The sequence below is a fragment of the Herbidospora sp. RD11066 genome (genome assembly GCF_054661255.1).
This window is the reverse complement of sequence record NZ_BAAGDO010000005.1, coordinates 378,296-392,201: the sequence shown is the minus strand read 5'-3', so window position 1 is coordinate 392,201 and position 13,906 is coordinate 378,296. Positions and strand designations below refer to the sequence as shown.

Annotated in this window: 13 protein-coding genes; 4 read left to right on the top strand and 9 right to left on the bottom strand. The window is 69.8% G+C overall.

Features of this window, described 5'->3' with window-relative positions; genetic code table 11:
• Window positions 1-22: 22 nt before the first annotated feature.
• The gene (locus tag ACYQ78_RS22080) at window positions 23-1,018 is read left to right on the top strand and encodes an alpha/beta fold hydrolase (protein WP_459802766.1); all 996 of its coding nucleotides are present in this window, start codon (window positions 23-25) and stop codon (window positions 1,016-1,018) included.
• Here ACYQ78_RS22080 and ACYQ78_RS22075 read toward each other — a convergent pair.
• Entirely contained in the window at window positions 1,015-2,913 is a 1,899-nt protein-coding gene (locus ACYQ78_RS22075; protein ID WP_459802765.1) for a glycosyltransferase, read from the bottom strand. The two genes, ACYQ78_RS22080 and ACYQ78_RS22075, sit on opposite strands and share 4 nt — an antisense overlap.
• 66 nt (window positions 2,914-2,979) lie before the next feature.
• Window positions 2,980-3,612 carry an aggregation-promoting factor C-terminal-like domain-containing protein gene (locus tag ACYQ78_RS22070; RefSeq protein WP_459802764.1) on the bottom strand — a complete coding sequence of 211 codons (633 nt, stop codon included), beginning with the start codon at window positions 3,610-3,612 and terminating at the stop codon, window positions 2,980-2,982.
• A gap of 325 nt (window positions 3,613-3,937) precedes the next feature.
• Between ACYQ78_RS22070 and ACYQ78_RS22065 the strand changes: the two genes are divergently transcribed.
• From ACYQ78_RS22065 to ACYQ78_RS22055, 3 genes are read left to right on the top strand one after another with little or no spacing between them, the layout of a single operon-like run.
• Window positions 3,938-4,612: a response regulator gene (locus tag ACYQ78_RS22065; RefSeq protein WP_459802763.1), complete on the top strand. Its 675-nt coding sequence runs from the start codon at window positions 3,938-3,940 to the stop codon at window positions 4,610-4,612.
• A gap of 10 nt (window positions 4,613-4,622) precedes the next feature.
• Window positions 4,623-6,044, top strand: a complete 1,422-nt coding sequence (locus ACYQ78_RS22060; RefSeq protein ID WP_459802762.1) for an ATP-binding protein — start codon at window positions 4,623-4,625, stop codon at window positions 6,042-6,044.
• Window positions 6,041-6,568: a hypothetical protein gene (locus ACYQ78_RS22055; protein ID WP_459802761.1), complete on the top strand. Its 528-nt coding sequence runs from the start codon at window positions 6,041-6,043 to the stop codon at window positions 6,566-6,568. The genes ACYQ78_RS22060 and ACYQ78_RS22055 overlap by 4 nt, the downstream gene beginning before the upstream one ends.
• Here ACYQ78_RS22055 and ACYQ78_RS22050 read toward each other — a convergent pair whose 3' ends face one another.
• From ACYQ78_RS22050 to ACYQ78_RS22020, 7 genes are all read right to left on the bottom strand, one after another.
• Window positions 6,569-7,882, bottom strand: coding sequence for a PhoH family protein (locus ACYQ78_RS22050; RefSeq protein WP_459802921.1), 1,314 nt, complete (start codon window positions 7,880-7,882; stop codon window positions 6,569-6,571).
• A gap of 254 nt (window positions 7,883-8,136) precedes the next feature.
• Window positions 8,137-8,898, bottom strand: coding sequence for an isoprenyl transferase (locus ACYQ78_RS22045; protein ID WP_459802760.1), 762 nt, complete (start codon window positions 8,896-8,898; stop codon window positions 8,137-8,139).
• 57 nt (window positions 8,899-8,955) lie between these two features.
• A complete protein-coding gene (locus ACYQ78_RS22040; protein WP_459802759.1) occupies window positions 8,956-9,468 on the bottom strand; it encodes a hypothetical protein in 513 nt (170 codons plus the stop codon).
• Between the two features lie 88 nt (window positions 9,469-9,556).
• Window positions 9,557-9,931: a hypothetical protein gene (locus ACYQ78_RS22035; RefSeq protein ID WP_459802758.1), complete on the bottom strand. Its 375-nt coding sequence runs from the start codon at window positions 9,929-9,931 to the stop codon at window positions 9,557-9,559.
• 63 nt (window positions 9,932-9,994) lie between these two features.
• Entirely contained in the window at window positions 9,995-10,804 is an 810-nt protein-coding gene (locus ACYQ78_RS22030) for an MbnB/TglH/ChrH family RiPP precursor modification enzyme (RefSeq protein ID WP_459802757.1), read from the bottom strand.
• Window positions 10,794-11,768: a TIGR04222 domain-containing membrane protein gene (locus ACYQ78_RS22025; protein ID WP_459802756.1), complete on the bottom strand. Its 975-nt coding sequence runs from the start codon at window positions 11,766-11,768 to the stop codon at window positions 10,794-10,796. Before ACYQ78_RS22025 ends, ACYQ78_RS22030 begins: the two co-directional genes overlap by 11 nt.
• Before the next feature lie 210 nt (window positions 11,769-11,978).
• The gene (locus ACYQ78_RS22020) at window positions 11,979-13,772 is read right to left on the bottom strand and encodes a phosphoenolpyruvate carboxykinase (GTP) (RefSeq protein WP_459802755.1); all 1,794 of its coding nucleotides are present in this window, start codon (window positions 13,770-13,772) and stop codon (window positions 11,979-11,981) included.
• Window positions 13,773-13,906 lie beyond the last annotated feature (134 nt).

Here is a 13,906-nt window from a genome sequence, read left to right as displayed (position 1 = left end):
CGTCACTCCTTAGGTTGTGACTATGAACATGGAACGAATCGGCACCGCGAGGTTGACGCAGAACGTCCGGTCGGTGCCCGGCGCCGAGGGCGAAGCGGTGCTGTTCGTGCACGGCAACGTGTCCTCCGGCGCCTTCTGGGAGGACACCCTCGAAGCCCTGGCCGACACCTGCCGCCCGCTCGCGGTGGACCTGCGCGGCTTCGGCGACACCGACCCCGAGCCGGTCGACGCCTCGCGCGGGGTGCGCGACTACAGCGACGACGTGCTGGCGCTGCTCGACGCCCTGGAGATCGACCGGGTGCACCTGGTCGGCTGGAGCCTGGGCGGCGGCGTGGTGCTCCAGGCGCTCATGGACCGCCCGTCGGCGATCGCGAGCGTCACGCTGGTCAACCCGGTCTCGCCGTACGGCTTCGGCGGCACCCACGACGCCGCCGGGACGGTCACCCACGCCGACCACGCGGGCAGCGGCGCCGGAGGCGCCAACCCCGACTTCGTGGCGGCCCTGGCCGGCGGCGACCTCGGCAACGGGCCGCTCTCGCCCCGGCGGGTGTTCCTGACGACGTACATCAAGAACCCCGTCCCGGACGAGGACCGCTGGTTGGCCGCGATGCTGACCACCCGCATCGGCGAGGACCACTATCCGGGCGACATGGCCGTCTCGGACAACTGGCCCGGCGTCGCGCCCGGCACCCGGGGCGTGCTGAACACGCTGTCGCCCGCGCACTTCCGCATCGACCTGAGCGGCGTCGACCCCAAGCCGCCGATCCTGTGGCTGCGCGGCGCCGACGACGTGATCGTCTCGGACACCTCGCTGTTCGACCTCGCCCACCTGGGCGCGATCGGCGCGATCCCCGGCTCCCCCGGCACCCCGGCCCAGCCGATGATCGCCCAGACCAGGGCCTTCCTGGACGAGTACGGCGACTACACCGAGGTCGTCATCGACGACGCCGGGCACAGCCCGCACATCGAGAAGCCGTCGGAGTTCCAGGCCGCGCTGCGCAAGCACCTGGGGGCCTAGACCATCCCGTACCGCCGCCTGATCGAGGCGACGAACCGCTTCCAGCGGGTGGGCGGGCGCGGGGTCTCCCGCGTCCGCACGACCGCCTTCCCGCGCTGGGTCTCCACGACGAAGCGGAGGTCGACGAGGCTGCCGTCCATGCGCAGTTTGGGCCGCCACAGGCCCCGGGTGAGGCCGCCGCGTCCGGCGGGGAGCTTGGCGATGAGCTGACCGGCGAAGCGGCCCGGCTCGCCGGGCTCGATGAGGGCGGGCGCCACGACGGTCTTCCCGCCCGCCCGGCGCAGCAGCAGCTCGGCCGACGGGCCGCCGTTGGGCGGCACGTAGGGCACCGGGACCGACACGAACACGGCGCCCTCGTGCGCCGACACGGTGGCCGCCTGGGAGACCAGCGCGATCGACTCGGCGAACGACCGGGGTTCGACGCAGACGCTCAGCTCGCCCTTGTCCGACCAGCAGGGCACCACGAGCCGCCGGGGGTACTCGGCCATCATCCCGGCCGAGGTGATGGCGTGGTCCGGGCGGTGCACGCGGGTGCGGGCCGGGTTCACGCCGCGCATCCGCACGTGCACCTCCCACACGCCCGGGTCGAGAGGGCGCCCGAAGGCGGCGGTGCCGACGTCGAAGCGGGCGTCGCCCGAGGCGCGCAGCCGCACGCCGCCCTCGGCGGGCAGCCGTTCGACCTCACCGGTGACCGGCAGGAAGTGCATCTCACCGGTCTGGGTGTGCCGGACGTACACCTCCATCCGCACCTCGTGGGCCGCCTCGGTGATCTCGCGCAGGGCCGGGTCGAGCCGGTCGACCTTCGACGGCGGCACCCACCAGACCCGCTCGCCGTCGGCCTCGAACAGCATGGGCGACCCGTCGGCCGACAGCAGTTCGGACGTCAGGGCGATCGACAGCACCGGCCCCTCCCAGCGCAGGTCGACGAGCTCGGCCCCCAGCCGGGTGCCGCGCGCCGCCCTGGCCAGGTCGGCGACCCCCTTCGCGTCCCCGGTACGCAGCAGCGCGGCCCTGGCCCTCAGGTGGACGGGCAGATGGGAGTCGAGGGTCCCGGGGAACCGCTGGGCGGTGATGGCCTTGAGATGGCCGTACAGGAGCTCCTGGCGCTCGGCCGGAAGGCCGAGGAACGCGGGGCCGAGGCGGTGCAGCGCGATGCTGCGGAAGAAGTGGGCGGCGATGCGGTCGCGCTGGACGCCCGGCTCGGTCTGCGCCTCGACGATGTCCATGATCGCGCTCAGCCCGGCGACGAGGTCCCAGTCGCCCGGCTCCGGCTCGTCGGACGGCGCGACGTGGCAGACCACGTGCCCGGCCGCCACCGCGATCACCTTGGCCGACAGGTAGGCCCGCAGCACGAACGCCTGCTCCGACAGCGCCCGGTCGGCGAAGCGGAGCTGGATGGTCTCGATGAACTCGCGCCGGAACAGCTTGTGCGCGGTCACCGCGCTGAGCAGCTTGTCGCGCAGCAGGTCGGCCCGGTCGCGGTCACGGGTGAACGCCGCGGCGGGCGGGCCGTCGCCGGTCAGCCGCCCGACCAGGACGTCGGCCTCGGTCTCCTTGGCCCGGTCGAACAGGCGGCCCAGCGCGCCCGGCTCCAGCCGGTCGTGGGCGTTCATCAGGAAGACGTACTCGCCCAGCGCCACCGACAGCGCGGCGTTGCGGCCGTGGGCCGGGTCGCCGGTGCGGTCGAGGTGGAGCACCCGCACGTTGGGCCGGGTGGCCGCGAGGGCGTCGAGGCGCTTGCGGGTGCCGTCGGTCGAGCCGTCGTCGGCGAAGATCACTTCGTAGTCGTCCGGCGGGAGCTCCAGAAGTGAGCGCACGCACGCGTCGAACGAGTCGTCGGCTGGCCCGGCATTTCCGACAGGGACCGCGACGGAGACTTTCAGCCCTTGGCGCATTCCCTCAGCGTGCGGGGAATGCGCCAAAGGGCGGCTCAGCCTTGCCGAAGGCTGACCATTCCTTACCTAGTACCAACCCACTCGCTGGCTGTGCCCCCAGGCGCCACAAGGTGAGCCGTAACGGCCCTTGATGTAGCCAAGACCCCACTTGATCTGGGTGGCCGGATTGATCTGCCAGTCGGAACCGGCGGTGGCCATCTTGCTGCCGGGCAGCGACTGCGGGATGCCGTAGGCGCCGGAGGAGCGGTTCATCGCCCGCTCGTTCCAGTGGCTCTCCTTGTCCCAGAGCTTCTCCAGGCAGCCCCACTCGCTCTCCCAGCCCATGGCGGCGTTCATCTGCTTGCCGAGGGCCTTGTTGGAGCCGGGGTCGGGGTTGGTGCCCGCGGGGAAGTCGGCCGGCAGGAAGCCACCGCCACCGGGGGCCTCCTTCGGGATCTCGACGCTGTCGTCGGGGCCGAACGCCTTGCGTCCGGCGCGACCGCCTTCGAGGTTCTTCTCCTGCATGGCCGAGGCGGCGTTGGCCTTCAGGGCGTCCATGCGCGGGTCGTTGCCGATGATGTCGGGGTCGAACCCGAGGACGTCGAGAGGCGTCGCCACCACCTTGGAGTTCTCGATGGCGGTGTTGACGAGGAAGGTGGTGAACCCCGCGATCAGGGCCACCGTGACGCCGGTGATGATCAGCCGCTTGGGCGTGAACAAAGGCCCCTTGGGCCGCTTGGGTGGCGGCGGGGGCTCCTCCGACGAGCTCGGCCGGGACGGCGGCGGGGGTGGGGGCGACGACGCAGGCCCACGGGCGCGACGGGCCCCGGGGCGGCGTTCCCTGACAGGCTGACCAGAACTCACGACCTATGAGCTTGCCGTGTAGGGGTGGGTGGTCCGCAACCGATTCACGAAACCCGCTTGACCACTTCTTTAGACAAAGGCCCTTAACTAGGACTTTCTTCGCCGTTGTGATTTTCGTCACACAAGATTTCGTCGGCTTATGCCAGCTTCTTCCGGTCTGGGCAGGCCGCATAATGACCGGATGGCTGGCATCCTCCTCGTTGAAGACGATCCCTCGGTCCGCACCGGACTCGAGCTCGCACTCGCCCGCCAGGGTCACTCGATCACCGCGTTCGGCACCGGCGAGGAGGCCCTGGAGCACATCAGGGCGCGGCGGCCGGAGATCGTCATCCTCGACGTGATGCTGCCCGGCATCGACGGCGTCGAGGTGTGCCGCCGGATCCGCAAGCTCGACTCGCTGCCGATCATCCTGCTGACCGCCCTCGGCGACGACCTCGACGTCGTGGTCGGCCTGGAGGCCGGCGCCGACGACTACGTGATCAAGCCGGTCGAGCCCCGCGTGCTCGACGCCCGCATCCGGGCGATCCTGCGCCGCATGGAGTCGGCCTCCACCGACCGGGTCACCTTCGGCGACCTGATGATCGACCGGGGCGCGCTGAAGGTCACCCTGGAGGGCCGCGAGGTCCACCTCACCCCGACCGAGCTGCGGCTGCTGCTCGAACTCGTGCGCCACCCCGGCCAGGTGCTCAACCGGCGCTACCTGCTGCGCTCGGTGTGGGACCACACCCACGTCGCCGACTCGCGGCTTGTGGACGCGTGCGTGCAGCGCATCCGCGCCAAGATCGAACCGACACCGGGCGACCCCGTCTACATCCACACGGTCCGCGGGTTCGGTTACCGCTTCAGCGGTCCGTGAGCCTTCAAAAATGAGCAGCCTGCGCAAGCGGCTCGTCGTCACCTTCACGGTCGTGGCGGTGACGGCCTCGTTCATGGTCGCCGGGATCGGCTACCAGATCGTCCGGGGAGAGCTGCTGCGGCGGGCCGAGTCGAGCGCGGTCGAGGACGTCCGCGACACCATGGGCCGGCTGACCCTGCCCATCGGCACCAGCGACCTGCTGTGGCCCAACGACGCCTCGGTCACCGACGCCGACCTGCGCAACCTCGTCACCAGCCTCAGCGGCCCCGACCGCCAAGTGATCGTCGAATACGGCCAGGAGCCCCCCAGGTTCTCCGAGGGCGCCCAGGTCACCCCGCTCGACATCCCCGACGACGTCAGGGCCGCCGCCCGCACCCGCGTCGCCTACCGGACCATGGAGGTCCGCACCCAGCCGACCCTGGTGGTCGGCACCGACGTGAAACGCCAGACCGGCAGCGGCGCGGTCCGCTCGACCGGCATGTCGGTCTTCGTGTTCGTCTCCATGACCGACGTCGACCGCGTGCTCGTCAACCTCCGCGCCGCCCTGCTCCAGGCCGGGTCGCTCACCATCGTGCTCGCGCTCACCGTCGCGCTGCTGTCGGCCCGCCAGGTCCTTCTTCCGGTACGCCGCCTCGGTGAGGCCGCCCGCGCCCTGGGCGCCGGGAGGCTCGACACCCGCCTGCCGGTCCACGGCCGCGACGAACTGGCCGAGCTCACCGCCACGTTCAACGAGACGGCCGAGGCGCTGGAGAAGACCGTCCAGGAGCTGTCGTCGCTGGAGGCGATGTCGCGGCGGTTCGTGGCCGACGTCTCCCACGAGCTGCGCACCCCGCTGACCACCATGACCGCCGTCACCGACATGCTCTCCGACGAGGCCGAACGCCTGCCCCCGGACGCCGGGCAGGCGGTCCACCTCGTGGTCGCCGAGATCGAGCGGCTGCGCTCCCTGGTCGACGACCTGATCGAGGTCAGCCGCTTCGACTCGGGCGCGGCCGTGCTCCGCCGCGAGACCGTCGACGTCGGCGACGAACTGACCGAGTGCCTGGAGATACGCGGCTGGACCGACCAGGTGACCCTCCGGGTGCCCGACGGCCTCACCTACCAGGTCGACCCGCGCCGCTTCGACGTGATCGTCGCCAACCTGGTCGGCAACGCGCTCAAGCACGGCGAACGCCCGGTGACCGTGTCGGCCAAGGTCCTGCCCAGCGGCCTGGAGGTACGGGTGCGCGACCACGGCCCCGGCATCCCCCGCGAGGACCTGCCCCACGTCTTCGACCGCTTCTTCAAGACCGGCGCCAACCGGGCCCGCTCGGGCGGCAGCGGCCTGGGCCTGTCGATCGCCAAGGCCAACGCCGAACTCCACCGGGGCACGATCACGGTGAAGCTCGCCGACCCCGGAACCCAGTTCACGTTGTGGATACCGAGACCATGAAGCGGATGCTCTTGGCGGTTCTTCTCGTGGCCGCCTGCGGAGTGACCCCGACGGGGGTCCAGGACGGCGGCCCGCCGCCGGTGATAAGCCCCAAGGCGGCCGTCGCGACGGTCTACCTGCTGCGCGCGGGAAAGCTGGAACCCAGCTCGGTCGCGGTGGCCTCCCACTCGATGGACAACGTGATGGCCGCCCTCTTCGAGGCGGGCACCCGCTCCACCTTCGGCCTGACCAGCGAACTCAACGGCCTGACCTGGCAGACCAGCCAGCTCACCCGGTTCGGGTCGGTGCGCAACGACCCCGACAACGCCGACGGCTTCCGGCTCGCCCTGTTCGTGAACGGCGGACGGCCCATCACCACCACGGCGCAGGCCCAGATGACCTGTACCGCCATGCGGCAGCGGCAGGACATCTGGGCCGTGACGATCACCAGGACGGACACCGCCACCGGCCCGGTGTCCTATGGCGAACACACCTGCCGCGAGTTCTGGCACCTCGCGGCTCCGGGCCGGCAGCTGCCCCGCTAGTTACGGGGTGATGTCTTCGAGCATCTCGGTCACCAGGGCGGCGATCGGGGAGCGTTCCGAACGCGTCAGGGTGACGTGGGCGAACAGCGGGTGGCCCTTGAGCTTCTCCACCACCGCGACCACACCGTCGTGACGGCCGACCCTCAGGTTGTCGCGCTGCGCGATGTCGTGGGTGAGCACCACCCGCGAGTTGGCGCCGATGCGCGACAGCACCGTCAGGAGCACGCCCCGTTCGAGTGACTGCGCCTCGTCGACGATCACGAACGCGTCGTGGAGCGACCGGCCGCGGATGTGGGTCAGCGGCAGCACTTCGAGCATGCCCCGGTCGAGGACCTCCTCGATCACCTCGGGCGTGGTCACCGCGCCCAGGGTGTCGTAGACGGCCTGCGCCCACGGCCCCATCTTCTCGTTCTCGGTGCCGGGCAGGTAGCCGAGATCCTGGCCGCCGACGGCGTAGAGAGGACGGAAGACGATGACCTTGCGGTGCTGACGGCGTTCGAGCACGGCCTCCAGGCCGGCGCAGAGCGCCAGCGCCGACTTGCCGGTGCCCGCCCGGCCGCCCAGCGAGACGATCCCGATCTCCGGGTCCATCAGCAGGTCGAGGGCGATGCGCTGCTCGGCGCTGCGGCCGTGGAGGCCGAACACCTCGCGGTCGCCGCGCACCAGGCGCACCGACTTGTCCGGTTGCACCCTGCCCAGAGCCGACCCCTTGCTGGTCAGCAGCCGCAGACCCGTGTGGGTCGGCAGGTCGCGCGCCTCTTCGAGGTCGGTGACGCCATGTTCGAACAGCGTCTCCACGTGTTCCGTGGTGACCTGGAGCTCGGACATGCCGGTCCAGCTCTCGTCGGACTCGGCGACCAGTTCCGCCCGGTATTCCTCGGCCGCGAGGCCGATCGAGGCGGCCTTGATCCGCATCGGCAGGTCTTTGGAGACCAGCACGACGTCGATGCCCTCTGAGGCCAGGTTCTGCGCGACGGTCAGGATGCGCGTGTCGTTGTCGCCCAGCCGGAATCCGGCCGGCAGGCCGGATGGGTCGCTGTGGTTGAGCTCGACCCTGATAGTTCCCTCGCCTATCGGGATCGGCTCGTCGAGGCGGCCGTGCTGGACACGCAGGTCGTCCAGGAATCGCAAGGCTTTGCGGGCGAAGTATCCCAGTTCGGGATGGTGCCGCTTACCTTCCAGCTCTGTGATCACGACAACGGGGAGCACCACTTCGTGCTCGTCGAACCGGCTCAGTGCGGCCGGGTCGGCGAGCAGGACACTGGTGTCCAGGATGTACGTGCGCCGGGAGGTGCCAGACGAGTGACCGGACATGGACGGGTTGGACAATGCCACGCGTTCTCCCCCGGGCGCCTGGGGTCGGCGCCCTGCCTTGACTGGTGGTGAACGGACCGGGCCCGGACGCCTCGAAGGCGGAGCCGGGAACCGGCCCCTCCTGCGAAGTCATCAAGACGCAAGAACGGGCCCTCTCCCGAGGTGAGCGTGGTTGCTCACTCCTTACGGTACGTCCTGAATCCCCCCGCGCCAACGCTCCAATCCTTGCGGAAAGGGGGTGTTCACATGCCGTTTCAGAATCCGTACCGTCGGTTACGCGCGGCGTAGGCACGCAGCGCCCGCAGAAAGTCCACCCTGCGGAAATCAGGCCAGTAGGCCTCGCAGAAGTAGAACTCGGAGTGGGCGCTCTGCCAGAGCAGGAATCCGGAGAGACGCTGCTCTCCCGAGGTCCGGATGACGAGATCCGGGTCGGGCAGGCCACGCGTGTAGAGATGCTCGGCGATGTGCTCCACATCGAGGACCTCCACGAGGTCTTCGATGCTCGCCCCCTTGCTGGCGTGCTCCTGCAGGAGGGAGCGCACCGCATCAGCGATCTCACGCCTACCCCCATACCCAACGGCAACGTTCACAATCAGCCCAGGTCGGTGTGATGTTGCTTCTTTAGCATTTTTCAGGACATGGGCGGTGTGGTCGGGCAGCAGGTCGAGGGACCCCATCGGCTTGACGTGCCACCCCTGTTCGACCAGGTCACCGACCAGATTCTCGATCACCTGGAGGAGCGGTTCGAGCTCCTTCTTGTCCCGGGAGAGGTTGTCGGTGGAGAGCAGCCACAGGGTCACGTATTCGACGCCGGCCTCCTTGCACCACACGAGGAGCTCGGAGATCTTGTCCGCGCCCTTCTGGTGGCCGTGGCGGACGTCGTCGTGGCCGTTCGAGCGGGCCCAGCGGCGGTTGCCGTCAACGATCACACCGACGTGGCGGGGGGCCTGGATCGAGGTGAGCTTTCGTTCGAGCCTGCGTTCGTACACCTTGTAAACAAGATCGCGCAGGTCCATGACGTCCCCCGGTGATTCGCTTGAGCCCGCTGTCACATGACAGACATGGTCAAACAATTATCGGGGGCGCGATGCGGTCCCCGCTCCCGAAATGAGGGAGCTGTTACGTTCCATCCCATATTGGGTTCCAAGCCGGACTTCTGCCTCTGTCACCACGGAACTCAGAAACATCAGGAGTTCTCCGGAGGTGACCATCGCCCGCAACCCGACGCCGGAGGCGCCCCACGCCTCGACGTAGGCCCGCCTGATCAGCAGCCACTTCCCCTTGACACCCTTGTCCGGCATCCAGATGGGGATGAGCCTGAGCCGGCAGCGGAGCTCCCCGCCGCCCACGATCTCGGTACGGCTCCGGTAGCGGAACCCGAACAGCTCGCCCTCGTCGCCGTCGCCGGGGAACCGGTCGTCGGGATCGTCCCAGGCCAGCTGGGTCTGCCGGGCCTCGGCCACCGACCGGGCCAGCCGGGCCAGGAACCAGCCGCAGCGCTCCCCGACCGAGCCGAGCGCCACGCCGTCACGGAACAGCTCCAGCGTGACCTCGTAGGGCACCCCGGCGCTGTCGCGGCATGCCACGGGATCAACCGTCAGGTATGACCCATCAACGCACCGTAGTCCACCCACGCCACAGAGGGTATCCCGGGCACACCCCGGCAAACCGGCCCTACCGGGATTGATCCCTCTTTGGGGTGAGCCGCCACCAGTGCCGCTTTTGTCCTTCGGACGGCTCCGGCTCCTCGGGCAGCAGCCCTTTCTCCCGCACCCACTCGGCGAACGCCGCCGCGTCGGCCCGCGAACCACCCTGGGGTTTCGGCCGGCCGGAAGCGTACCCGTGAAATTCCCGGACGAAGGATTCTCCGAGTGTTCGGACGACATCTGGCCGGAGTACAGCGACGAGCCCACGCCGTTTGGCGATCAGGCTGCTCGCCTGAATGCGCAACCGTTCGGCATCGAACCCCTCGGGCGGCGCGGCTCCGGCCACGAGGGCGGCCAGCAATGCCCGCTGCTGATCGGCGAGCAGAGCGCGCGGGTCGGACACGATCACCACCGCCCGCGAGCCGGTCGGCGGACGTGAATGCCGCCGGTCTGCCCGGCGCTCGCGTCAGACACGGTTCATCGCCGCTCTGATCCGGTCGAGTTCCTCCGACAGGACCGCATCGCTCGGGTAATCGGCGTCCCATTCCAGGAGTGCCCCCGGAGGGCGGTGCCGGGCGCACAGTTCGGACAGCAGGTCGAGGACCTCTTCCGGTGGGGAGGCCGTGTGGGTGTCGTGCCACACGTCGCCGTGGCCGTGGCCCCCGGCGACGTGGACGTAGGCCACATGCTCCAGTGGCAGCGCGTCGAGGGCCTTGACCGCGTCGAGGCCCAGGTTGACCTGGTTGGTGTAGAGGTTGGCCACGTCGATCAGCAGCTTCACGCCGGTCCGTTCGACCAGTTCGCCGAGGAACTGGGCCTCGGTCAGCTCGTCTCCCGGCCAGCCGAACAGGGCCGCGACGTTCTCCAGGGCCAGTGGCACCGGCAGGCAGTCGAGGGCGATGCGCACGTTCTCCACGATCACGCTGAGCGCGTCGCGGGTGCGGGGCACCGGCAGCAGGTGCCCGGCTTCGAGGTCTCCCGACCTGACGTACGCGAGATGTTCGCTGACCAGCGGAGACCCGAGCGCCTGCGCGGCCGCCGCCAGATGGTCGAGCCGGGCCCGGTCGGGCCGTTCGGCGCCGCCGAGGCCGAGGGCGACGCCGTGGGGGATCACCGGGATCCCCCGCTCGCGCATCAGCCTCAGCGACTCGGGCACCCGGCCCGGGACGACCGACTCGGCGATGACCTCGGTGAACTCGACCCCGGGCAGGTGCTCGACGGTCAGGTCGATCTCCGACCTCCAGCCGATCCCGACGCCCAGCCGGTCAGCTGCCACCGCAGCCACCGCCACAGCCGCCACCGCCACAGCTCGACCCGCCACCGGAGTCGCCGCCGCCACCGCCCGAGTCACCGCCGCCACCGCCGAAGTCGCCGCCACCGAAGTCGGAGCCGGAGCCCCACCCGGAGTCGGCGCCCACCGCGCCACCGCAGGCCCCGCCGCCGCAGCCCCCGGCGCCGTGGTGCGAGATCTCGGCGTGGCCGGGACCGGTGTAGATGGCCAGGCCGTAGAGGGCCAGAGTGCTGTCGTTGCCGCCGGTGTGGGCGTAGGCGAGCTCGCGGGTGCGCGGGTAGCGCAGCTTGGCCGCCTTGAGGACCTCGTGGCCGGCCTGGGTGAGCACGCTGTGGTTCTCCCTGGCGTTGGAGCTCGCCACCGCCATCGCGATGATCCAGGTCAGCAGCGAAAGGACCAGGGTCAGCACGTTCCAGACCACGAAGTCGAACCAGCCCAGCGCCAGCGTCACGATGCTGACCGGCACGAGCAGCGCCGGGATCGCGATCAGCCAGCGCAGCTTGGTGTTGGCCCGCCGGGCCGAGTTCAGCGCCGAGTCGGCCACCACGAGGCCCTGGCCGCGCAGCCCGTAGTCGATGCCGGTGAGGGCGGGGCCCACGGCGACGGTCCGCCGGATGTCGGCCAGCGAGCGGCCGTTGGCCCCGGCGGCCAGGTCGAGGACCTCCTGCTCGACCCGCTCGGCGGGGGCGCCGGACATGCCCCGGACCGCCGTCACGGTGCCGTCGCGGGAGATGCGCACCCGGCTCTGGGAGACGAGCACGGCGATCGCGGTGTTCACGACCCGGCGCGGGCCGCCCGCCAGGAAGGCCAGCGAGTAGGAATCGGGCGGGTTCTGGGGATGGTGGTTGCCCGCCTTGACCCGGCGCTGTTCCTTCTTCACCCGCCTGGCCTGCCGGGTGACCAGCGTCGTCGCGAGGATCGCCGAGATGAAGAGCAATAGGGAGCCCATGCCGCCTCCAGGGGATGACTCCAGGGAGAGTTTCGTCCGATTAGACGATCCCACGCGGGTTGTGGTTCGCGCATCAGCCTAAATACGGGGCCGTTCCCTCCCCCTGGAGAAGGAGGACCGAAAGCACGGAACGGCCCGCGCCGTCTGGAGCGCGGGCCGTCCGTGAAAGGGGGAATCCCGACGTCGTTGGCGGGACTCCTGCTCGTGGGGTCAGCCCAATCGGGCGACCAGGGAGCGGTACTCCTCCCAGAGTCCTTCGGGAAGGTGGTCACCGAAGGTCTCGAAGTGGCCGGGGATCAGGGCGGCCTCCTCGCGCCAGACCTCGCGGTCGACGCTGAGCAGCAGTTCCAGGTCCTCTTCCGCGATGTCCAGGCCCTCGGCGTCGATCTTGACGGGCAGCCGTCCGATCGGGGTGTCGACCGCTTCGGCCTGGCCGTTGAGGCGTTCGACGATCCACTTCAGGACGCGGCTGTTCTCACCGAAGCCGGGCCAGACGAACCGGCCCTCGGCGTCCTTCCTGAACCAGTTGACGTAGTAGATCCGGGGCAGCTTCGCGCCCTTGGTCTCGCCGATCGCGAGCCAGTGGGCGAAGTAGTCGCCCATGTTGTAACCGCAGAACGGCAGCATCGCGAACGGGTCGCGGCGCAGCTCGCCGACCTTGCCCTCGGCGGCGGCGGTCTTCTCCGAGGCGACGTTGGCCCCCATGAACACGCCGTGCTGCCACGAGCGGGCCTCGGTGACCAGCGGCACCGCCGTGGCCCGGCGGCCGCCGAAGAGGATCGCCGAGATCGGCACGCCCTTCGGGTCCTGCCACTCGCGGGCGATCGTCGGGCACTGGTGGGCCGGCGTGGTGAACCGGGCGTTCGGGTGGGCGGCCGGTTCGCCCGAGTCGGGCGTCCAGGAGTTTCCGCGCCAGTCGGTCAGGTGGGCCGGGGGCTCGTCGGTCAGGCCCTCCCACCAGACGTCGCCGTCGTCGGTCAGCGCGACGTTGGTGAAGATGCTGTTGCCCCACAGCGTCTTGATCGCGTTGGCGTTGGTGGTCTGGCCGGTGCCGGGCGCCACCCCGAAGAAGCCCGCCTCCGGGTTGATCGCGTAGAGGCGGCCGTCGTCGCCGAAGCGCATCCAGGCGATGTCGTCGCCGATCGTCTCGACCTTCCAGCCCGGGATGGTCGGCTGGAGCATGGCGAGGTTGGTCTTGCCACATGCCGACGGGAAGGCCGCCGCGATGTAGCGGGTCTCCCCGCTGGGCGGGGTGAGCTTGAGGATCAGCATGTGCTCGGCCAGCCAGCCCTCGTCGCGGGCCATCGTGCTGGCGATCCGCAGGGCGTAGCACTTCTTGCCGAGCAGGGCGTTGCCGCCGTAGCCGGAGCCGTACGACCAGATCTCGCGGGTCTCCGGGAAGTGGCTGATGTATTTGGTGTCGCTGCACGGCCAGGCGACGTCCTTCTGACCGTTTTCCAGAGGCGCCCCGACCGAGTGGACGCACTTCACGTAGTCGCCGCGCTCCTCGATGAGCCGCAGGGCCTCATCGCCCATGCGGGTCATCACCTTCATCGAGACGGCCACGTAGGCCGAGTCGGTGATCTCCACGCCCACCTGGGAGATCGGGCCGCCGAGGGGGCCCATGCAGAACGGGACGACGTACATCGTCCGGCCGCGCATCGAACCCTTGAAGAGCTTCCCGAACGTCCGCCGCATCTCGCCGGGAGCGATCCAGTTGTTGGTGGGCCCGGCGTCCTTCTCGTGTTCCGAGCAGATGTAGGTCCGGTCTTCCACGCGGGCGACGTCCGACGGGTCGGAGGCGGCGTGGAAGCTGTTGGGCCGGGCTTTCAGGCGGGTCAGGGTGCCCTGTTTGACGAGCATGTTGGTGAGCCGGGTCCATTCGGCCTCGGACCCGTCGCACCATTCGATCCGGTCGGGCTCGGTGAGTTCCGCGATCTCGCTGACCCAGGCGGCCAGCTCCGAGTGAGTGGTCGGATGCGAAAGCTGTAGTGACACGGACACGAGGGCGGCTCCTTAATTCACGTCGGGGCCAATTCATCATCCGCGACGAATACCCGGTAAATCCAATTGGCGTAGACCAATAGGTATTCGTCACCACAACTGCAGGTCAGCGTGCCGGGTGATGGAAGGAGCGT

Bases quoted from the DNA above. Each gene is read 5' to 3' on its own strand.
- ACYQ78_RS22080 (WP_459802766.1), top strand. From the start codon at position 23: ATGAACATGGAACGAATCGGCACCGCGAGGTTGACGCAGAACGTCCGG.
- ACYQ78_RS22075 (WP_459802765.1), bottom strand. From the start codon at position 2,913: ATGCGCCAAGGGCTGAAAGTCTCCGTCGCGGTCCCTGTCGGAAATGCC.
- ACYQ78_RS22065 (WP_459802763.1), top strand. From the start codon at position 3,938: ATGGCTGGCATCCTCCTCGTTGAAGACGATCCCTCGGTCCGCACCGGA.
- ACYQ78_RS22060 (WP_459802762.1), top strand. From the start codon at position 4,623: ATGAGCAGCCTGCGCAAGCGGCTCGTCGTCACCTTCACGGTCGTGGCG.
- ACYQ78_RS22055 (WP_459802761.1), top strand. From the start codon at position 6,041: ATGAAGCGGATGCTCTTGGCGGTTCTTCTCGTGGCCGCCTGCGGAGTG.
- ACYQ78_RS22050 (WP_459802921.1), bottom strand. From the start codon at position 7,882: ATGTCCGGTCACTCGTCTGGCACCTCCCGGCGCACGTACATCCTGGAC.
- ACYQ78_RS22045 (WP_459802760.1), bottom strand. From the start codon at position 8,898: ATGGACCTGCGCGATCTTGTTTACAAGGTGTACGAACGCAGGCTCGAA.
- ACYQ78_RS22025 (WP_459802756.1), bottom strand. From the start codon at position 11,768: ATGGGCTCCCTATTGCTCTTCATCTCGGCGATCCTCGCGACGACGCTG.